This is a genomic window from Pseudomonas sp. TWP3-2, from assembly GCF_049897765.1.
Lineage (GTDB): Bacteria > Pseudomonadota > Gammaproteobacteria > Pseudomonadales > Pseudomonadaceae > Aquipseudomonas.
In genome coordinates this window covers 39,192-59,989 of the sequence record NZ_JAFCWW010000004.1, presented here as the reverse complement: position 1 = coordinate 59,989, position 20,798 = coordinate 39,192, and the positions used below count along the sequence as shown (strand labels likewise).

Annotated in this window: 14 protein-coding genes; 13 read left to right on the top strand and 1 reads right to left on the bottom strand. The window is 60.7% G+C overall.

Annotated elements, in window-relative coordinates:
- Positions 1-2: 2 nt before the first annotated feature.
- From ACP7EE_RS07890 to ACP7EE_RS07875, 4 genes are read left to right on the top strand one after another with little or no spacing between them, the layout of a single operon-like run.
- Positions 3-1,133, top strand: a complete 1,131-nt coding sequence (locus ACP7EE_RS07890; RefSeq protein ID WP_426234123.1) for an acyl-protein synthase — start codon at positions 3-5, stop codon at positions 1,131-1,133.
- Position 1,134: 1 nt separating this feature from the next.
- Positions 1,135-3,588: an aldehyde dehydrogenase family protein gene (locus ACP7EE_RS07885; RefSeq protein WP_426234122.1), complete on the top strand. Its 2,454-nt coding sequence runs from the start codon at positions 1,135-1,137 to the stop codon at positions 3,586-3,588.
- Positions 3,585-4,886, top strand: a complete 1,302-nt coding sequence (locus ACP7EE_RS07880; protein ID WP_426234121.1) for a phenylacetate--CoA ligase family protein — start codon at positions 3,585-3,587, stop codon at positions 4,884-4,886. The genes ACP7EE_RS07885 and ACP7EE_RS07880 overlap by 4 nt, the downstream gene beginning before the upstream one ends.
- Positions 4,874-5,812, top strand: coding sequence for a GNAT family N-acetyltransferase (locus ACP7EE_RS07875; protein WP_426234120.1), 939 nt, complete (start codon positions 4,874-4,876; stop codon positions 5,810-5,812). Before ACP7EE_RS07880 ends, ACP7EE_RS07875 begins: the two co-directional genes overlap by 13 nt.
- A gap of 47 nt (positions 5,813-5,859) precedes the next feature.
- Here ACP7EE_RS07875 and ACP7EE_RS07870 read toward each other — a convergent pair whose 3' ends face one another.
- Positions 5,860-6,393, bottom strand: a complete 534-nt coding sequence (locus ACP7EE_RS07870) for a hypothetical protein (RefSeq protein ID WP_420649881.1) — start codon at positions 6,391-6,393, stop codon at positions 5,860-5,862.
- A gap of 381 nt (positions 6,394-6,774) precedes the next feature.
- Between ACP7EE_RS07870 and ACP7EE_RS07865 the strand changes: the two genes are divergently transcribed.
- The 9 genes from ACP7EE_RS07865 (at position 6,775) to ACP7EE_RS07825 (ending at position 20,771) form a co-directional block, all read left to right on the top strand.
- A complete protein-coding gene (locus ACP7EE_RS07865) occupies positions 6,775-8,766 on the top strand; it encodes a methyl-accepting chemotaxis protein (RefSeq protein WP_426234119.1) in 1,992 nt (663 codons plus the stop codon).
- Between the two features lie 159 nt (positions 8,767-8,925).
- Complete coding sequence (locus ACP7EE_RS07860; protein ID WP_420649883.1) at positions 8,926-9,372, top strand: DUF411 domain-containing protein; 447 nt, start codon at positions 8,926-8,928, stop codon at positions 9,370-9,372.
- The gene (locus ACP7EE_RS07855) at positions 9,372-9,806 is read left to right on the top strand and encodes a YqaA family protein (RefSeq protein WP_426200932.1); all 435 of its coding nucleotides are present in this window, start codon (positions 9,372-9,374) and stop codon (positions 9,804-9,806) included. The genes ACP7EE_RS07860 and ACP7EE_RS07855 overlap by 1 nt, the downstream gene beginning before the upstream one ends.
- A gap of 86 nt (positions 9,807-9,892) precedes the next feature.
- Positions 9,893-10,918 (top strand): alpha/beta fold hydrolase, encoded by a 1,026-nt coding sequence (locus tag ACP7EE_RS07850; protein WP_426234118.1) that lies wholly within the window; start codon positions 9,893-9,895, stop codon positions 10,916-10,918.
- A 13-nt stretch (positions 10,919-10,931) separates the two neighbouring features.
- Complete coding sequence (locus ACP7EE_RS07845) at positions 10,932-11,885, top strand: D-2-hydroxyacid dehydrogenase family protein (RefSeq protein ID WP_426234117.1); 954 nt, start codon at positions 10,932-10,934, stop codon at positions 11,883-11,885.
- A 617-nt stretch (positions 11,886-12,502) separates the two neighbouring features.
- On the top strand, positions 12,503-14,089 hold the full coding sequence (gene glgA, locus ACP7EE_RS07840) for a glycogen synthase GlgA (protein ID WP_420649887.1): 1,587 nt from the start codon (positions 12,503-12,505) through the stop codon (positions 14,087-14,089).
- A gap of 18 nt (positions 14,090-14,107) precedes the next feature.
- Positions 14,108-15,910 (top strand): malto-oligosyltrehalose trehalohydrolase, encoded by a 1,803-nt coding sequence (gene treZ, locus ACP7EE_RS07835; protein WP_426234116.1) that lies wholly within the window; start codon positions 14,108-14,110, stop codon positions 15,908-15,910.
- The gene (gene malQ / locus ACP7EE_RS07830; RefSeq protein ID WP_420649889.1) at positions 15,907-17,985 is read left to right on the top strand and encodes a 4-alpha-glucanotransferase; all 2,079 of its coding nucleotides are present in this window, start codon (positions 15,907-15,909) and stop codon (positions 17,983-17,985) included. The genes treZ and malQ overlap by 4 nt, the downstream gene beginning before the upstream one ends.
- Positions 17,982-20,771, top strand: coding sequence for a malto-oligosyltrehalose synthase (locus ACP7EE_RS07825; RefSeq protein WP_426234115.1), 2,790 nt, complete (start codon positions 17,982-17,984; stop codon positions 20,769-20,771). The genes malQ and ACP7EE_RS07825 overlap by 4 nt, the downstream gene beginning before the upstream one ends.
- Positions 20,772-20,798 lie beyond the last annotated feature (27 nt).

The window sequence follows — 20,798 nt, the reverse complement described above, 5'->3', positions numbered from 1 at the left end:
CCATGACTCAACTCCCCCATAGCGACGCGCTGTGTGCGTTGCCGCATCCCTATTGCCCGGATTCCGTGCCGGAAGGTTTGTTTGACCAGGCGATGGCCGAAATCTGCCGGTTTCACAGCCAGCACACACCGGGTTATGTGCACTGGCTGAAGGCCAATGGGCTCGCCGTGCAGGATCTCGACGGCCTCGATGACTGGTCGCGATTACCGCCGATCTATGCCAACTTTTTCAAGCAACAACAAGTGCTCAGCACCGCCGGCCGCGACGCGCTGGAGCTTACCTCGTCCGGCACCAGCGGCCAGCAGAGCAGAATGCGCTACGACGAGCGCAGTCTGCGGGCGGCGCAGTACATGGTGCAGCGGATCTTCGATCATTACGGCTGGGATACCCCGCAGACACCGTGCAACTACTTGCTGCTGAGCTATGAACCGGAAGGCGACATCACTTTGGGCACCTCTTACACGGACCAGTTTCTATGTCGATTCGCGCCGGTCAATCAGGTGGTTTATGCACTGCGGCGCACCGCCAGCGGGCATGAATTCGATGGTTTCGGGGTGATCGCAGCGTTGCAGGCATTCGCTGCTCAAGGCTTGCCGGTGCGGATCATCGGCTTCCCGGCGTTCCTCTGGCAGGTGCTGCAACGCATGCGCGCCACCGGGGTGGCGGACCTGCAACTGGCGCCTGATTCACTGGCGTTGTTTGGCGGCGGCTGGAAAGACCGTGCCGCGCAAGAGATTCCCCGTCAGCAGTTGTACCAGCGGATGCACCAACAACTGGGCATGGATCTGGCCCGCTGCCGTGACGGTTACGGCGCGGTCGAGCACCCGGTGCCTTATGTCGAATGTGCCAACCATCATTTTCATGTGCCGGTGTATGCAAAGGTGTTTGTGCGCAGTCCATACGACGCGGCTGTCCTGCCCTACGGCCAGCCGGGTTTGCTGAGTTTTGTTTCACCGTACATTTCATCCAGTCCCGCACATGCAGTAGTCATGAGCGATCTCGCCACTCTGTACCCGGGCGAAAGTTGCGGTTGCGGCCTGACTGGCGACTGGTTCGAACTGCATGGCCGCGCCGCGACCACGGCGGGCAGAAGTTGCGCGATGGCGGCATCCGAACTGCTGGGGAGACACTGATATGTACCTTATCAACGGCCAACTGCACGACGATTGCAACCTCGAGTCTGTACTCGAGCAGCTGCACCTTGAACTGCCGCAGCATTTGAGTAGCGAGCTAAACAGTACGACCGTGATCACGGCAGTCACCGCCTTCGCTGCGCGACTACAGACAGCAGAAACCGCACTGCCCCTGGATCCGGAACAACGTCTGGCACTGATCGAGTTCTGCCAGCCGCAAGCACTGCTGCGCAAGCTTCGACGCGAGCTGGGAGAGCATCCCGAGTCATTGCGGCGAATCGACTATCGGCAGTCGCGCTTCGAACGCTGGAGTCCTTTGGGACTGGTGGTGCATATCACACCGGGCAATGCCCCGCTGCTGGCATTCTGCGCGGTGGTCGAGGGTCTGCTGGCGGGCAATATCAACTGGCTGCGGCCCAGCAGCAGTGATCGGGGTCTGACCGCGCAACTGCTCCACGCCCTGCTGCAGTGCGACCCCAGCGGCCAATTGGCCGGCCACATCGCCGTGCTGCCGACCACCACGAACCAAATCGCCGAACTGTGCAAAATGGCCAACGGCGTATCGGCATGGGGTGGCGAGTCGGCGCTGCAAGCGATACGCCAGCAAATTCCGGCGGGCTGTCGCTGGATTGACTGGGGGCACCGCATCAGTTGCGCGTATCTGACGCCGGACGCAGTCGCGCCACAGGTGTTGGATGGCGTGGTGGATGAAGTTTGCCGCCTCGATCAGCAAGCCTGTTCCAGCCCGCAGTGGCTGTTGGTGGACAGCGACGACGAGGCTGTATTGCGCGCAATCGGCGCGGGCCTGGCCGCTGCTTTCGAGCGCCGCGCCGCGCAATGGCCGGCCCTGCTGCCTACGCTTCAGGAAGCCTCGGAAATCACCACCCGCACTGCCCTGGCCAACCTTGCCCGGAGTTTCGCCGGGACCGCCGGCCAGGTCTGGCACGCAGCGGGATGGCGGGTGATCTGGGCGCACGACCGGCAACTAGAGCCCTCGCCGCTGTTTCGCACCTTGCTGCTCAAACCGCTGCCGCGGGCACTCATCTGCGGCACTCTGCTGCCCTGGCGCAATGTCCTGCAAAGCTGTGCACTGATCTGCGCCGAGCAAGAATCTGCCGAATTGTCGCGCACGCTGATTGCGGCAGGCATCACCCGCATCACGCCGATCGAGGCGATCCATGATGGCTACGATGGCGAGCCGCACGATGGCGTCTACGCCCTGCAACGCTTGAGCCGACGGGTGTCGGTCAGCCTGTCGCCAGCGATATTGCCCCGCCATGCCACACTTGACGCGTTGCCATCAGCGCCCTGCGTCATCGGCCAGCCGATCCTGAGCAAAGAGGCGTTTGCCGCGCACCCGATCAATCCGTCGGCGCAGCTGTACTTCCGCTCCGGGGGCAGCAGCGGCGTGCCAGCGTTGGCGGGCTACAGCTATCGCGACTTCTACCAGCAAATGCGCGCCGCGGCCGACGGTTTGTTTGCCGCCGGTCTCGATCCAGCCCGGGACAGGGTGATGAATCTGTTCTTCTGCGGTGGCTTGTACGGGGGGTTCTTCAGTTTCGCCAAGGTCCTCGAGCAACTGGACGTGACGCATCTGCCGATGGGTGCGCCGGCCGACGACGATTACAGCGAAATTGCCCAACTGATCGTCGATCAACGTGTAACAACGCTGGTCGGTATGCCCAGCACCCTGCACCGCCTGTTTCTCAATGAGGGGCAGCGACTGCGCGACTATGGCGGCGTGGAAAAAATCTTCCTCGGCGGCGAGCACATGGGTGAGCAAAGCCGCCAGCTGATGCACAGTTGCGGCGCCACGTTGATTCGCTCGGCGATCTACGGCAGCGTCGATGCCGGCCCGTTGGGCCATGCCTGCGCGGCTACGGGTGATGGTGTGTTTCACCTGATGAGCGACGCGCAGCATCTGGAAATAGTCGCGCTCGAGGCAGATCAGCCAGTCAGCGGCGATGAAATCGGTCGACTGCTATTTACATCAATCGCTCGCGAAGGCCAGCACGTTCACCGTTACGACATCGGCGACAGCGGCCGCTGGGTCAACGGTCCATGCGCATGCGGCCTCACATCGCCACGCTTCGAATTGCTGCAACGCCACGGCAAGCTGCTGCGCATCGGCACGGACTTCATCTCTCTGACGGAACTGGCGCAGCACCTGCAAACACCGTTTCAGTTGGTGCTGGATCACGCGGATGACGGACTCGAACGCATGCTGTTGCGCAGCGCAACAGCGCCAGACGAGGTGCATGCGCGACTGCTGAACTACCCGACACTGGCCACGGTGATTCAGACCGGGTTGCTGCGCGTGGACGCTGAAGTCTGCGACGAAGGGCAATTCGCGCGAAATACCCACAGCGGCAAGACACCGCTGGTGATCGATAACCGGCGCCCGCCGCGATCTGCACCCGCCACTCGCACGGTCGCTCTGGAGCAAACGTCATGAACGACTTCATTGAACTGAACGAGCTGGTCGCTTTCGCGCGTGAGCATTCAAGTTTTTACCGCGAGCATTTCACCGGCGTACCCGAACACATACGTTTGCTCAGCGAACTGCCGATCGTCGACCCGGTTGCCTATTGGAAAGACAGCCATGATCTGGACCAGTGGCCAGTGCTGAGTTGCGCGATAAGCAACGCACTGATCTACAAAACCGGAGGCACCACCGGCGAAGGCCGGTTTTCGGTATTCGACCGGGAAGAATGGCGAATGCTGGTGCAAGACTTCGGCAACAGTCTTGCGCAGCAACTGAATGCAGGCGACCGCGTGGCGAACCTGTTCTTTGTAGGCGACCTGTATGCCAGTTTCATATTTGTGCATGATGCCTTGGCACACGCAGGGCCGGGGGTCGTCGAATTTCCGTTTACCGGCATGGTCGAGCCCGCAGTTCTGGCCGAAGCGATTGCGCAGCAACGGATCAATGTGTTGGCCGGCGTACCTGCACAGCTACTGACATTCGCTGCGTGGCTGGATCAACACGACCAGACGCTGTACGGCGTTGAAACCCTGCTCTACGGCGGCGAAAGCCTGTTCCCCGCGCAACTGCAATTGCTCGGCCGGGTCTTCCCCAACGTGCGCGTTGCCTCGATGGGCTACGCCAGCGTCGACGCCGGGTTCCTCGGCGCCAGTCATCTTGATTGCATCCTGGGTGAACACCGAACGCCGGATGGCCACAGCGTTCTGGAGATCATCGACGAGCACACCGGCGAAGTGATTACTGAATGTGATCGCATCGGCATGCTGGTGACGACCAACCTCACGCGGCGCCTGATGCCAATGATCCGCTACCCGGTGGGTGATCGGGCCTGCTGGCGCGAGCCTTGCGCGACGCCGATGCGCAAATTCGCGTTGCTGGGCCGCAGCGCTGACAGCCAGCGTGTGCGCGTGGGCATATTGACGCTGCTGACCCGCACGCTTGGCGAGCTCGTGCAACGCTGCACTGGCAGTGTCGACTGGCAATTGGTCATCGAGCAGACCGGGCGCAAAGATGTACTGAGCGTGAAATGGGCGCCGGTCGGCACCACGCTTACACCTGCCGAGGCCAATCGCGCACTGCGCCAGGCGTTGATCGAACACTACCCACTGATTGACCAACTGCGCGCCGATCAGCTCCTCGATTTGCACACGCAGTGCTGCCCGGTCGAAGCGCTGTCACGCCATCCGCGTTCGGGCAAGCACCGCCAGGTAATCGATCTGCGCGAGTACGACAGTTCGCCTCAGGAGCTTTCATCATGCAAAGCGTGATTCTGAGAAGCTTCCGCAAGAGCGACGCTTCGGCCGTTACCGATTTGTTTCGCAAGGTTTATGGCGACTGTTACGTGCAACCTCAGGTCTACCTGCCATGCATGATCAACCAGAACCACGCGGCGGGTCGCTGGCACTCACTGGTGGCGGTGGCCGATGATCAGATGCTGGGGCATGCCACGCTCGTGCGCGCCAAAGGGTCATGTATCGCTGAACTGGCATTGACCGTGGTTGACCCGGATACCCGCGGCCAGAGCATCGCTACCCGGCTGTCACAGCACCTGTTGATTCACGCCCAGGCGCTGGGCTGTCAAGGCGTGACGATCAAGCAGGTCACCCACCATGACTACACGCAACGCATGGCTGCCCGCCTCGGCTTTCACAACATCGGCGTTTTGCCTGACTACGCCCGATCTCCGTATGGCGAGTCGGAGCCGGTGACGCTGCTCATCGGTTATCAACCCATCGACGGTTATCAACGCGCAATTCCGGCGTTGGCCTGGCCCGTGGCGTGTCGCGATTTCATGCTGCGCCAATGCGCAGTATTCGGAACGCAGCCGACCGCGTCGCCATGGATCGGTGCCCCGGTGCATCTCGAACAGAATGCCGACCGTTACGACGGGACGTTCAAGGAGCTGGACGCCAGTCTGCTGACGCAGCTAGAGCGTCTGCCCGCGCACTGGATGATCTCGATCCGGCTCAGGTTGGCACAAGGTTTCGACACCGCAGAACACACGCTATCGAACATGGGGTTCGTGTTCACCGGACTGGCGCCCGACGACAGGGGGGGAGGATGGCTGGCGTTGTTTCATCGCGGCTATCAACCACGGCCGATGGCGCTGCGCTGTACGCACATGCAGGATCTGCATGACCGGATGGGCATCCAGTCATCATCTGTGGAAACCACGCGGTTTGAAGGAAGCTGATCGGAGGACAAGGCCCGTTCCGTCATCGGACGGGCCACAAACCAGCATCAGGCCTTGGCGCTGACGCCCTTGTCGGTAGGCGGAAGGCGCTCGCCACCCTGGCCGTAGGTCTTCAGGTTCTGCAGCACATAAATGGCTTTTTTATACTCGGGGATCAACGCGTTGGCGTACTTGTTGCCCTGGATATTGTTGCTCTGGATGTTGTCCAGTTGCGTGGCGAAATACTCCAGCGCGTTGAACTTGGCGTCGATGTCCTTCGGCACGCCGAAGCGATCGAACTTGTCACCGGCATTGAACAGGTTGATCGACGTGATCTCGGAGATCAGGCCGCGGCTGCGCAGCATCTCACTCAATTTGCCCATCTGTTTGGTCGAAACGTTTTCCGGATCAAAACCCCTGATTGCCTTGTGCAACCCCTGCTTGTCCATCTCCGCGGTGTTGATCGCTGTTGGATCGTTACCGACCAGGGCCAGCATTTGCTTGACCTTGAGGTTTTGCGACACCGGTTTGCCGGAAACCGAAGTATCGCGCACCAGCAAACCTGCCTTGGGTTGCCAGGTTCCAGTAAGGCCGATCGTCATGAGCGGGTTCCTTGCGAGAAAGACATGGGTATTTCCTTATTGATCGACTGCAAATTGCGGCGAGTATCGGTCGATGAACAGATGGATCCAACTCTTTTCTCATATTTTTTACAAATCTTGTACATTCCGGATACAAACCAGCCTCCCCTAGCAATCATTGACTTTTGTCGGCTCTGACCGGATCACCAGATTGCAGCTTTAAGACTCGCGAACCGTCTGGTTAGTCCGCATGTATCGATCTCGTTACCTGCCACTGGTCTTCAAAGCACTTTTTAGTACTCGAGTACCTCAAGCTTCTTTGCGCCACGACGATAAGTAGTAGAACCCCGCGCTGTTTTCTCTCCGCCGATAATAAGAATCCCTGCTCAAGGACCGGTTTCCATGCCCGCATTCCGCACTATTCAGGCTCGCTACACGCTGTTTCTGGTTCTGTTCATTCTGCTGCTGTCGGTGCTGACGGTGGTTGGCATCAGCCAACTGGTTGCACCCAAGCTGCGCCACACCGAAGAGCAGGTAGTGCTCAACCGCATCGCCGAAGTCGCCGAGCAGATCCAGGGCGAACTGAACAAGGTGCAGTCGCAGCAGCGCAGCATCACCCAGACTATTCCGCTGCTCGACAGCGCAGCCATCGACACGGTGCTGCCGGGGCTGGTGGATCAGTACGGCGAGTTGAAGGTGTTCGGTGGCGGGATCTGGCCGTTGCCGGGACAGCGTGAAGCCGGGCGCAATAAATTCAGTACGTTCTGGCACCGCGATGCCTCGGGCAAACTGGCAGTCAACACCTTCTGGAACAGCGACGCGGCACCCAACTATTACGATCAGAGCTGGTACAAGGGCGGCATGCAGACCCCGCGCGGCCAGTGCGCATGGGCCGCAGCCTATAAAGACGACGCCAGTGCCGAACCGCGCACCAACTGCGCCATGGCCATCCAGAAAAACGGCAGCGCGTGGGGCGTGTCGACCATCGACGTTACGTTGGGCTTCTTCAACGACCTGGTGGCGCGCAAGGAAAAAGACCTCAACGCCGAAATGCTCATCGTCGAAGCCGACGGCAAGGTCATCAGCAATAGCTCGCGCATCAGCGGCCCGATCGTTCTGAAAAACATCAGCGAACTCGCCGCCAGTTCGACCTTCGCCAGCCAGGTCAAGGCCGGACTGCAAAACCGCGATCAGGCGCAGCGTGTCGAATTCGACAATAACGGCGAAGCCAGCACCTTCTTCATGCGTCCGATCGAAGGCACGCCGTGGTTCCTCGCCACCGCCCTGCCGACCCGCCTGATCACCGCTCAGCGCGATGACGTACTGAGCACGCTGAGTCTGTTGCAGATTCCGATGGTGATCCTGCTGGTGCTGTTGCAGCTCTATGCGATCCGCCAACTGGTGCAGCGCATGAAAGCCCTCAAAGCCAACATCGATCTGCTGTCCAGCGGCGACGCCGACCTGACCCGACGCATCACCATTCGCGCCGAAGACGAACTGGGCGCCATTGGCCACTCGGTCAACACCTTCATCGTTTACCTGCAAAACATGATCGGCGAAGTCACCCAGGCCACCGGCGCGATGGCGTCCGGCCTTGACGATCTGCAACGCACCTCGGCGCACACCAGCCAGATCCTGCTGCGCCACGCCTCGGAAACCGACCAGACCGTCACCGCCATCACCGAAATGAGTTCGACCGCCGAAAGCGTCGCGCAGAACGCCGCCGAAACCGCAGCCTTCACCCAGCGCGCCAACGAAAACGCCGACCGCTCGCGGATCGTCGTCGGCGAGGCCTCCAACAGCGTCGTGGCCTTGATCGACGAAGTCGCCAGCGCCACGCGCAAAGTCGAGAGCATGCAGCAGGACGCACAGCGCATCACCGAAATCCTTGGCGTGATCGGCGCCATCGCCGGTCAGACCAACCTGCTGGCGCTGAACGCCGCCATCGAAGCGGCCCGCGCTGGCGAGCAGGGTCGCGGCTTCGCAGTGGTAGCTGACGAAGTACGCGCCCTCGCCGCCCGCACCCAGGCCAGCACCTCGGAAATCAACGAGATGTTGACCCGTTTGACGCAAGGCGTGAGTTCGTCGGTCAGCGCCATGGAAAACACTCAGGTCAGTTGCCAGTCGGCCGCCGACGCAACCGCCCGGGTCAATTCCGGCCTCGACGAAATGGCCGGTTCGGTCAGCCACATCAACAGCCTGAGCACACAGATAGCTACCGCTGCCGAACAGCAAAGCGCGGTGACCGAAGAGATCAACCGCAGCATGGTGCAGATCCGCCACATGGTCGAAGAGCTGGTGCAGAGCGGCCACACCAGCGAACTTAACACCCGTCAGTTGCTCGAAGCCAACAGCCGCGTCAGCGCAATCATGGGACGCTTCAAGGTTCGCTGACAGATTTGTCATCTGCCACTCAGCGGCCTGTCAGGTTTGATCTACGATCATCCTGGCAGGCCTGCCTTGAATTAACTGGAAACACTCCGTTGAAGCCCTGCAGGAAAACCAGGTCAAAATGCGTTCTTTTCTGACCCACATTCAAGCCGAGAGCCCTGTATGCGAAACCCTCTGCGTCTGGTCGCCCTGAGCGCCCTGTTCATTTCCTCCCTGGCGCAAGCCGCCGACCTGATCCCGATTGAAGTCCATCGTGACGCCAATTGCGGCTGCTGCAAAAAGTGGATCAGCCACCTCGAAGCCAACGGCTTCAAGGTCGAGGATCACGTCGAAAGCAACATGAGCGAGTTCAAGCTCAAGCACGGCGTGCCGCCACGTCTGAACTCGTGCCACACCGGAATCATCAACGGCAAATTCGTCGAGGGCCACGTGCCCGCGGAACAAGTCCTCGCCCTGAGCAAGCGTGACGACCTGCTTGGCGTGGCCGCACCGGGCATGCCGATGGGTTCGCCCGGCATGGAAATGGACGGCATGAGCGATGCGTATCAAGTCATCGGTCTGAAAAAGGACGGTACTGACGTGATCGTGGCGGACTACCCGGCGCATTGATGGCGGCGGCTTACACCGGGCTGTTCTTCGCCGCATTTGGTGCCGCGACGTTGCTGCCGCTGCAATCCGAGGCATTGCTGGTCGGCTTGATTGTCAGCGAGCGCTATTGGCTGTGGGGACTGCTGGCTGTGGCAACGCTGGGCAATGTGCTCGGTTCGCTGGTCAATTGGTGGCTGGGGCGCGGGCTTGAGCGGTTTCAGGATCGGCGCTGGTTTCCCGTGAGCGCCAGACACATGGCGCGAGCACGCAAGCACTATCAGCGCTACGGACATTGGACGCTGCTGCTCAGTTGGCTGCCGGTGATCGGTGATCCACTGACGCTGGTTGCGGGCGTGATGCGCGAGCCACTATGGCGTTTTCTGTTGATCGTCACGCTGGCCAAAGGTGCACGTTATGCGGTGGTCGCGATGCTCACGCTCGGCTGGCTCGGTTGAACGTTCGGGCGCGGGTATTGCCTGTGGTTAACGTCGCCATAATCCGGCCGATCAAGCATCGGCCGATTTCCTACGGAGTTGCCCCTATGTCTGTGTCGCTTTCCCGCTGGCTGCCCGGCCTGCTCCTGACCGCCACTCTGCCGCTGGTTGCGCATGCCGAAGGCGCGCAATACGGCCCGGAACTGCAAGGTTTCGACTATCCCTACACCCTCAAGCATTTTGAATTTCAATCCCAGGGCAAATCCCTGCAAATGGGCTACATGGACGTCGCCGCCGATGGCAAGGCCAATGGTCGTTCGGTAGTTCTGATGCACGGCAAGAACTTCTGCGGCGCGACCTGGGACAGTTCGATCAAAGCCCTGAGCGAGGCCGGTTACCGGGTGATCGCACCGGATCAGATCGGTTTCTGTAGCTCCAGCAAGCCCGAGCACTATCAGTACAGTTTCCAGCAACTGGCGACCAACACCCAGCAATTGCTCAAGGCGCTGGGTATCCAGAAAGCCACCCTGCTCGGCCATTCCACAGGCGGCATGCTCGCCACCCGCTATGCACTGCAATACCCGGATCAGGTCGACCAGTTGGCGCTGGTCAACCCGATCGGTCTGGAAGACTGGAAAGCCCTCGGCGTGCCGTATCGCACCGTAGACCAGTGGTATCAGCGTGAACTGAAAGTCACCGCCCAAGGCATCCGCGACTACGAACGCACAACTTATTACGACGGCCGCTGGAAACCTGAATTCAACCGCTGGGTAGACATGCTCGCGGGTCTGAGCAACGGCCCGGGCAAGACACAAGTCGCATGGAACTCGGCGCTGATCTACGACATGATTTTCACCCAGCCGGTGTACTACGAGTTCAAAGACCTGAAAATGCCGACCCTGCTGTTGATCGGCACCTCCGACACCACGGCCATCGGCAAGGACATCGCGCCGCCTGAGGTAAAGGCGAAGATCGGGCATTACGAAGTGCTCGGCAAGCAGGTAGCGAAGCTGATTCCACATTCGACGCTGGTGGAATTCCCCGGAATGGGCCACGCCCCGCAGATGGAAGAACCAGCCAAATTCCACCAGGCATTGCTCGGCTGGCTGGCGCAAAACAAACTCGCTCCTTGATGAGGTAAGGCTGATGGCGTTGCAAATCGCAGTGATCGATGACTGGCAGGACGTGGCTCGCGATGTGGTCGACTGGTCGGTGCTGGACAGCCTGGGCGAAGTGAGTTTTGTGCATGAGTATCCGGCGGACAACGCCACACTGGCCGAACGTCTGGCACGCTTCGAAGTGATCTGCGTGATGCGCGAGCGCACGCGGTTCGATGAGGATTTGCTCAAGCGACTGCCAAACCTGAAGTTGCTGGTCACCGGCGGCATGCGCAACGCCGCGCTGGACATGCCAGCCGCTGCGAAGCTGGGCATCCGCATCTGCGGCACCGACAGCTACAAGCACGCCGCTCCGGAACTGACCTGGGCGCTGATCATGGCCGCCACCCGTAACCTGGTGACCGAGGCCAATGCCCTGCGCGACGGCCAGTGGCAGCAAGGTCTGGGTGGCGACCTGCACGGCAAGACCCTGGGGATCCTCGGGCTGGGCAGCATTGGCCAGCGGGTTGCGCAGTTCGGGCAGGTGTTCGGCATGCGCGTGATTGCCTGGAGCGAAAACCTTACCGCCGAACGCGCGTCCGAGGTCGGCGCTACTTATGTCAGCAAGCAGCAACTGTTCGAACAAGCCGATGTGTTATCGGTGCATCTGGTGCTCAGCGAGCGCAGCCGTGGGCTGGTTGATGCTCAGGCCTTGGGCTGGATGAAACCCACTGCGCTGCTGGTCAACACCGCACGCGGGCCGATCGTCGATGAAGCTGCGTTGATCAAGGCGTTGCAGAAACAACAGATCGGCGGCGCGGCACTCGATGTGTTCGCTCAGGAGCCTTTACCAGCGCTGCACCCGTTTCGCACGTTGGAGAATGTCTTGGCGACACCGCATGTGGGCTATGTCAGCCGGCAAAACTATGAGTTGTTCTTTTCGCAGATGATCGAAGATGTTCAGGCTTGGTCAGCTGGAAAGCCGATTCGACTACTGAACTGATATTAATACTGGAATCACCGCTGGTTTTACCGCCGTCATCGCGGGCAAGCCCGCTCCCACAGGTTCCGAGGTGATACGCGACATTGGTGTTCACCACGTACCCTGTGGGAGCGGGCTTGCCCGCGATGAGGCACTGACTGACACCCCAACAACAAAACTGTCCGCACCGCAACGGTGCACCCGGACGCCTGCCGCGCCCGAAACGGTGACTGATCAGTCACCATTTTGACCCGCCCGATACTGAAAACCTGCACTTCGTCGGTGCGTACCCCCGCTGCAACCCGCGATTTACCTGACGCTGAAACAGATTGTCGAACAATTCGTCCGATTGCCCTCGCCCGCTCTAGGATCTGGCCTAGACTGGTTTTCGCGGGGCGAAATCTCGCCGTCACATAGCAGAAAATTAATCGAAACTTTTGCTGAAGGCGGCGGGTCATCTGAAAGGCAAGGCCAACGCGAGTGGTTCAACTTTTGCAATGGCCTCCTCACCCATTCTGCTTGCACGTGTTGGGTAGCGTTTGCTCACCGATGCGTGGCGCGTTTGCGCCCGGCCACAGGACTTGGCCATGGTCATCGGGTGTTCCAGACAAGAATCAGATCAACGACGGGAGATTCATATGATCAGCGTGGCATTGGATATTCAGGGAGAGCGTGTGCAGCAGTCGATCGGTGAATCGACCACAGTGAGCGTTCCCGGCACCCGGACAATCAACGTCCCGGGTACCAAGCCACTGACGCCGGTAATCCGCCAGAATCCCAACAAGAAGAAAGTTTTGTTCGTTACCTCGGAAATCGCCGACCTGGTGAAAACCGGCGGTCTGGGTGACGTTTCTGCCGCCCTGCCACGGGCCATGGCCCACTTGCATGACGTGCGGGTGTTGATCCCCGGCTATCCGCAGGTGATGAACAGCGAAAACCCGATTCATATTATCGGCGAGCTGGGCGGGCATGCCGCGTTGCCACCCTGCAAGATCGGGCGCATGGACATGCCTGATGGTCTGGTCATCTATGTGCTGATCTGCCCCGAACTCTACGAGCGAGAGGGTTCACCTTACGGCGCCAACAACGGTCGCGACTGGCCGGACAACCACATTCGTTTCGCCCGTCTGGGCCTGGCCGCTGCCGATATCGCCGCCAACCTCGCACAAATTCACTGGTGCCCGGATCTGGTGCACGCCCATGACTGGCCGGCCGGTCTGGCGCCTGCTTACATGCACTGGCGCGGGCAACGCACACCGACCCTGTTCACCATTCACAACCTGGCCTATCAAGGCGTGACCAGCCTCGGTTCGTGCCCGGAACTCGGCATTCCCAACCATGCACTGCAACAGGAAGGCATGGAGTTCTACGGCAAGATGTCGTTCCTCAAGGCTGGCATGGCTTATTCGAGCCACATCACCACCGTCAGTGCGACCTACGCGCAGGAAATCACCACCCCGGATTTCGGCTGCGGCCTCGACGGTTTTCTCGCCGCCAAGACCCAGCAAGGTTTGCTCAGCGGTATCCCGAATGGCATCGATGAGAGCTGGGATGCGGCTACTGATCCGCACTTGTTTGCGCCATTCGCCATTGGTGACTGGGAAGGCAAAGCGGTCAACGCCGCGCATGTGCGCCAGTTGTTCGGCTTGAAAGATTCCACCGGCCCGCTGTTCGCCGTGGTCTCGCGTCTGGTTTACCAGAAAGGTCTGGATCTGACCGAAGCAGTGTCTGAGTACATCGTGCAGAACGGTGGCCAGATCGCGATCATCGGTCGTGGCGAGCCAGAGGAAGAACAAGCCATGCGCGAACTGGCGCTGCGCTTCCCCGGCCAGATCGGCGTGCGCATCGGCTTCAATGAAACCGACGCCCGACGCATGTTCGCCGGCAGCGATTTCCTGTTGATGCCATCACGTTACGAACCTTGCGGCCTGAGCCAGATGTACGCCCAGCGTTTCGGCTCGTTGCCGGTGGCACGCAATACCGGCGGCCTGGCTGACACCATCGAAAACGGCGTCACCGGTTTCCTCTTCGACGAATCCACTGCCGACAGTTACCGCGAGGCCCTGAGCCGCGCATTCAAAGTCTTCGCTTATCCCGAACTGCTCAACGCCATGCGTTGCCGGGCGATGGCTGCACCGTTCAATTGGTCCAAAGCGGTCGAACCCTACGCTGAACTTTACGAACAACTGGTCGCCAAGGCGCTAGGTAAAGCCAGCCACAGATAAACAGAGAGATTTTCCACAATGCCGTCACGGTCTATAGCAACCTGGCCCCACGGCGCGATCATGCTGGACGCCGAACACACACAGTTTGCGTTATGGGCGCCGGATGCGTTTTACGTCAGTGTCGAACTGGCCGATGGGCAATCCTTACCAATGCTGCCGCAGGATGACGGCTGGTTTGTAGTCAAGACTCGCTGCCCCGCTGGCAGTCAGTACCGCTTCAATATCGATGGCGAACTGCAAGTGCCGGACCCGGCCTCCAGGGCGCAAAATGGTGGCCTCCAAGGCCACTGCGTGGTGGTCGACCCCCTCGCCTATCAATGGCGAAACACATCCTGGCAGGGTCGGCCGTGGAGTGAAGCGGTGATCTACGAGCTGCACGTCGGTGCGCTTGGCGGCTTCGCCGAAGTCGAACAGCACCTCGCGCGCCTCGCCGAATTGGGCATCACGGCCATCGAACTGATGCCCATCGCGCAATTCCCCGGCGAACGCAATTGGGGTTATGACGGCGTCCTGCATTACGCGCCGCAAGATTCCTACGGCACGCCCGAACAACTGAAACACTTGATCGACAGCGCCCACGGCCATGGCCTGGCGGTGATCCTCGACGTGGTTTACAACCATTTCGGTCCGGACGGAAATTACCTGCATCGCTACGCCGAGAGCTTCTTCCGCGAAGACAAACACACGCCGTGGGGCGCCGCGATTGATTTTCGCCTGCCTGAAGTGCGGGATTTTTTCATCGGCAACGCGCTGATGTGGCTGTTCGAATATCGCTTTGACGGCCTGCGTCTGGACGCGGTTCACGCGATAGAAAGCGAGGATTTCCTGCCGGAACTGGCGCAGCGCATTCGCCAGCAGACTGACCCGGGCCGCCACATATGGCTGACCCTGGAAAACGAACTCAACCAGTCGAGCCTGCTCGAAGAGCACTATGACGCGCAGTGGAACGATGACGGCCATAACGCTCTGCACGTGCTGCTGACCGGTGAAACCGACGCTTATTACGCGGATTACGCGCTGCAACCGACACGCCAGTTGACCCGCTGTCTGAGTCAGGGCTTCGTGTTTCAGGGCCACATCACGCGCCACGGTGAACCGCGCGGCGAGCCTAGCGACCATTTGCCAGCGACCGCTTTCGTGCTGTTCTTGCAGAACCATGATCAGATCGGCAACCGCGCGTTTGGCGAACGCTTGCATCAACTGGCCGACCCACGAGCCCTGGAAGCGGCTACGGTGCTATTGCTGCTGTCGCCGATGATTCCGCTGATGTTCATGGGCGATGAATTCGCCGCCGAGCAGCCATTCGTGTTTTTCACCCACCATCACGATGAACTGGCCGAGTTGGTGCGCGATGGCCGTCGCAATGAATTCGCCGGTTTCAGTGCCTTCGCTGACCCGGAAAAACGTCAGCGAATTCCCGATCCGAATGCCGAAAAAACCTTCCTTGCCTCGCAACCGCGGCTGATCGGCAACGGCTCACCCAAGCAACAAGCGACGTTGGCGCTGTACCGGCAACTGCTGAAACTGCGCCATCAATACATCATTCCGAACCTGCCTGGCACCCAGGCACTCGGCGCGCAACTGCTTGATCGCGCCGCCGTCAGCGCGCGCTGGCGACTGGGTGATGGCAGTGAGCTGCGAATCGACCTGAACCTCAGCGACAAGCCAGTGGTCAACCTTCCACGGACCGACGCGGTGTGGCGCTTTCAGCAGCCACCCGCCGACGAGACGGCGGATGAGGGCCTGCTCCCTCCGTACTGCGCACTTGTCAGCCTCACGGCCGCAACCCCTTTGCAACCTTTGGATGGAGAGCGCCTATGAGCGATGCGCAACTGGAAATTCTGGCAAGCCGCGCGGGCCTGGCCGTCGACTGGATCGATGCCAACGGCCGTCCGCAGAAAGTCGCTCCGGCAGTGCTGCGCAATGTCCTCACCGGACTTGGCCACCCGGCCAGTACCGCACAGGAAATCGACGCCAGTCTGCTGCAACTGCAACAAGTGCAGCAGGATCGCCACCTGCCGCCGCTGCTGACCGCCGACGTCGGTGTCGGCGTGGATCTGGCACGTTACTTCAAGCCTGAAACGCCTTGCGAAATTCACCTCGAAGACGGTTCGCGCATGGACCTCAAGCTCGACGGTGAAGCACGCTTGCCCGGCCTGATCCCGGTCGGTTACCAGCAAGTGCACATCGACGATCAGCATTTCACTTTGGCCGTGGCCCCTGAGCGTTGCTACAGCGTTGGCGATGCGGTGGACAGTCCGATCCCCCGCGCCTGGGGTTTGAGTGTTCAACTTTATGGGCTGCGTCGCCCCGGCGATGGTGGCTTCGGCGACACTCAGGCGCTGGAAGAACTGGCCCGAGTGGCGGGTGAACGCGGTGCCGAAGCGCTGGCGATCAGCCCTTTGCACGCGATGTTCAGTGCTGACACCGGGCGTTACAGCCCGTACTCGCCTTCCAGCCGCTTGTTCCTCAATCCGCTTTACGCGGCGCCAGGTGCGATTCTCGGCGAGCGCGCCCTGCGTGATGCAATCGAGTCCGCCGGGCTGACCGAGCAGTTCAAACAGCTCGAAGAGCTGAAACTGATCGACTGGCCAACCGCCGCCGAGGCCAAGCAAAAACTCCTGCACGCCTTGTACGAAGGCTTCACCAGCGGCGCGCATCCGCTGCACGAGGACTTCGCCAGTTTCCGTCACGTCGGCGGCGCGGCGCTGGAAAACCACTGCCGTTTCGAAGCCATTCAAGAGATGCGCGCCGCCCGCGGCGAAAGTCTCGACTGGCGCACCTGGCCAGAACAATGGCAGGACCCGCGCGGCACCGCCCTTGGCGAGTTTGCCGAAGAGAATGCCGCGCGCATCGGCTACTTCGCCTTCTGCCAATGGCTGATCCACCGCTGCCTCGAGCGTGCACAAACCGCCGCGCGCAGCGCCGGGATGGGCATTGGTCTGATCGCCGATCTCGCCGTCGGCGCCGATGGTGGCGGCAGTCAGGCCTGGAGTTTTCAGGACGAGCTGCTCGCCTCACTGACGGTCGGCGCACCGCCGGACATTCTTAATCGCTCCGGTCAGGGCTGGGGAATCTCCGCGTTTTCCCCGGAAGGTCTGGTGCGCAACGGTTTCCGCGCGTTCATCGAGATGCTCCGTGCCAACTTTGCCCACGCAGGCGGTCTGCGCATCGACCACGTCATGGGCCTGCAACGTTTGTGGGTGATTCCCAACGGCGCAGCTCCGGCGGACGGCGCGTATCTTTATTACCCGGTAGACGATTTGCTGCGCTTGCTGACCCTCGAGTCTCACCGCCATCAAGCGATCGTACTGGGCGAAGACCTCGGCACCGTACCCGACGGTCTCCAGGAAAAACTCATCGCCCGCGCCATGCTCGGCATGCGCGTTCTGTTGTTTGAACACGACAACACCCGTTTCAAACCGATCCTCGACTGGCCGGACAATGCCTTGGCGACCACCAGCACCCACGACCTGCCGACGCTCAATGGCTGGTGGCATGGCCGCGACATCGACTGGAATTCGCGCCTGGGTTTTGTCGATGCCAATGGCGAGATCGAATGGCGCCATCATCGTGCTCGCGAACGCGAAGGCCTGCGCAGCGCGTTGAGTGAAGACCCGCAAAACTTTCGCGAAGAATCCCACGAGGCCGACCAAGTGGTGGACGCGGCCGTACGTTTCCTCGGCCACACTCGCGCACCACTGGTTTTGCTGCCATTGGAAGACGCCCTCGGCCTCGACGAACAGGCCAACCTCCCCGGCACTATCGACACTCATCCGAACTGGTCACGACGGCTGCCGGGCACCAGTGAAGCATTGCTCGATGGCGCTGACGCCGCGCGCCGTCTGGAACTGCTGGCCTGCGCCCGCCTGCAAGCTGCCGAGCGTGACCAATGAGCACGCCAATAACCCAACCCATACGCGCCACGGTGCGCCTGCAATTCCATAAAGATTTCACCTTGGATCAAGCGGTGCCTTTGGTGCCGTACTTCGCCAGGCTCGGCATCAGCCACATTTATGCTTCGCCGCTGCTCGCGGCCCGCGCAGGTTCGATGCACGGCTACGACGTGGTTGATCCGACTCAAGTCAATCCGGAACTGGGCGGCGAAGTGGCACTGCGGCGCTTCGTGAAGACGCTGCGCGAACACGATATGGGGCTGATCCTCGATATCGTCTCCAACCACATGGCGGTTGGCGGCAGTGACAACCCGTGGTGGCTGGACCTGTTGGAATGGGGACGCCTCAGCCCGTACGGCGAGTTCTTCGATATTCAATGGCACTCGCCCGACCCACTCATGGAAGGCCAGTTGCTGCTGCCCTTTCTCGGCAGCGATTACGGTATCGCCTTGCAGGATGCGACGCTGCCGCTGTGCTTCAACGCCGATACCGGCAGCTTCCATGTCGAGCACTACGAGCATCACTTCCCGATCTGCCCCAAGGACTACGGCGACCTGCTCAAGCCCGACGCGGCTGTCGATAGCGAACGCGCCCAGGCACTGAACAACCTAGCCGATCGTTTCAACAGCCTCAGCCATCAGACTGACGCGCATGCACTGGCGATTCCGTTGAAAAAGGAACTCAGCGAACTCGTCAGCGATGCGCAGGCACTTGCAGCCATCACACGTAACCTCGCGCTGTACGACTCGAAAACCGCACAAGGCTTCCAGCGCCTGCATCAACTGCTGGAGCGCCAGAGCTATCGCCTCGCCAGCTGGCGCACCGCTGCCGATGACATCAATTGGCGGCGCTTCTTCGATGTCAATGAACTCGGTGGTTTGCGCGTCGAGCGCCCAGCGGTGTTCGAAGCGACTCACGGCAAGATTTTCCAGTTGATCAGCCAAGGTCTGGTTGATGGTTTGCGCATCGACCATATCGACGGTCTGGCCGATCCACGCGGGTACTGCCGCAAACTGCGCCGCCGTCTCGACCTGCTCGCCCCGGATCGGCATCTGCCGCTGTACGTCGAAAAAATCCTCGGCGAAGGCGAAACGTTGCACGAAGATTGGGCGGTAGACGGCAGCACCGGTTACGAATTCATGAATCAACTGTCGCTGCTGCAACATGAGCCGAGCGGCGAGCAAGTGTTGGGCGATTTGTGGCAACGCCATGCCGAACGCCCTCCTGCTTTCATTGAAGAAGCGCAGCTCGCTCGTCGGGAAATCCTCAACGGCTCGCTGGCCAGTGATTTCGAAAGCGTTGCTCAAGCCCTGCTGCAAGTGGCGCGCGACGACTTGATGACCCGAGATTTGACACTCGGCGCGATCCGCCGCGCACTGCAAGCCTTGATCGTGCACTTCCCGGTTTACCGCACTTACATCGGCGCCATGGGCCGTTCGGCGCAGGACGACGCATTCTTTCAGCAAGCCATGGACGGTGCGCGCCAGACCCTCGGCGAAGGCGACTGGCCAGTACTCGACTGCGTGGCCGCGTGGCTTGGCGGCGAACCATGGCGCAACAAACCGCGTGGCCGCTCACGCAAGATTCTCAAGCATGCCTGTGTGCGTTTCCAGCAACTGACTTCGCCCGCCGCCGCCAAAGCCGTGGAAGACACCGCGCTGTATCGCTCGGCGGTGCTGCTGTCGCGCAATGACGTCGGCTACAACACCGAACAATTCAGCGCGCCACTGAGTGATTTCCACGACATCTGTCAGCAGCGCTTGAAGAGCTTCCCGGACAACTTGCTGACCACCGCTACCCACGACCACAAGCGCGGCGAAGACACCCGCGCGCGACTGGCAGTGCTCAGCGAACGCAGCGCCTGGTATGCCGACCAGATCGAATTGTGGCGCGTGCTGGCGCGGCCGCTGCGTGGTGATGAGCAACAACCGTCAGCCGGTGACGAATTGATCCTCTATCAAGCCCTGCTCGGCAGTTGGCCCTTGGATTTGCGCGCGGATGATCAGAACGCCCTGAGCGATTACGCCCGGCGCATCTGGCAGTGGCAACAGAAAGCTTTGCGCGAAGCCAAGTTGCAAAGCAGTTGGAGCGCGCCGAACGAGGCTTACGAAACCAGCGCCAAAGACTTCACCGAACGCCTGCTGTTGTCACCCGAGGGCCGACTGCTGCGCGGCAAACTCGCCGATACGGTCGACCACATCGCCGCGGCGGGTGCGCTGAACAGTCTGGCGCAAACATTGCTGCGCATGACCGTGCCGGGGATTCCCGATCTGTATCAGGGCAACGAGTTCTGGGATTTCAGCCTGGTCGATCCGGACAACCGGCGGCCGGTGGATTACCCGGCGCGCTTACAGGCGTTACAGCAAGTCGCGCCGGTGCCAGAGCTGCTGGCGAACTGGCGCGACGGGCGCATCAAGCAGGCGCTGATTGCACAGGTATTGAACCTGCGCGCCGAACAGCTGGAGTTGTTTCGCCGTGGTTCGTACCAGGCGCTTGAGGTACTGGGCAGCCAGGCACACAGAGTGCTCGCGTTCAGTCGCGAACATGCAGGGCACCGGGCGATCGTGGTTGTTCCAGTCCGTTGCGCGACACTGCTGGAAGACAGTGCCGTACCTCAGATAGATGCGCTGCGCTGGGGCGATACGCGGGTGGTTTTACCGTTCCTCGCCTCTGACGCAAATCTGAAGGGACTTTTTTCCAGCGTCGCAGTCACAAAAAACAGGGAGCTGAACGTCAGCGCCGCGCTGGGGGATTTCCCGGTCAATCTGTTTATCCAACACTTATAGAAGCACTAGTTCAGTTCAGGAGCATTG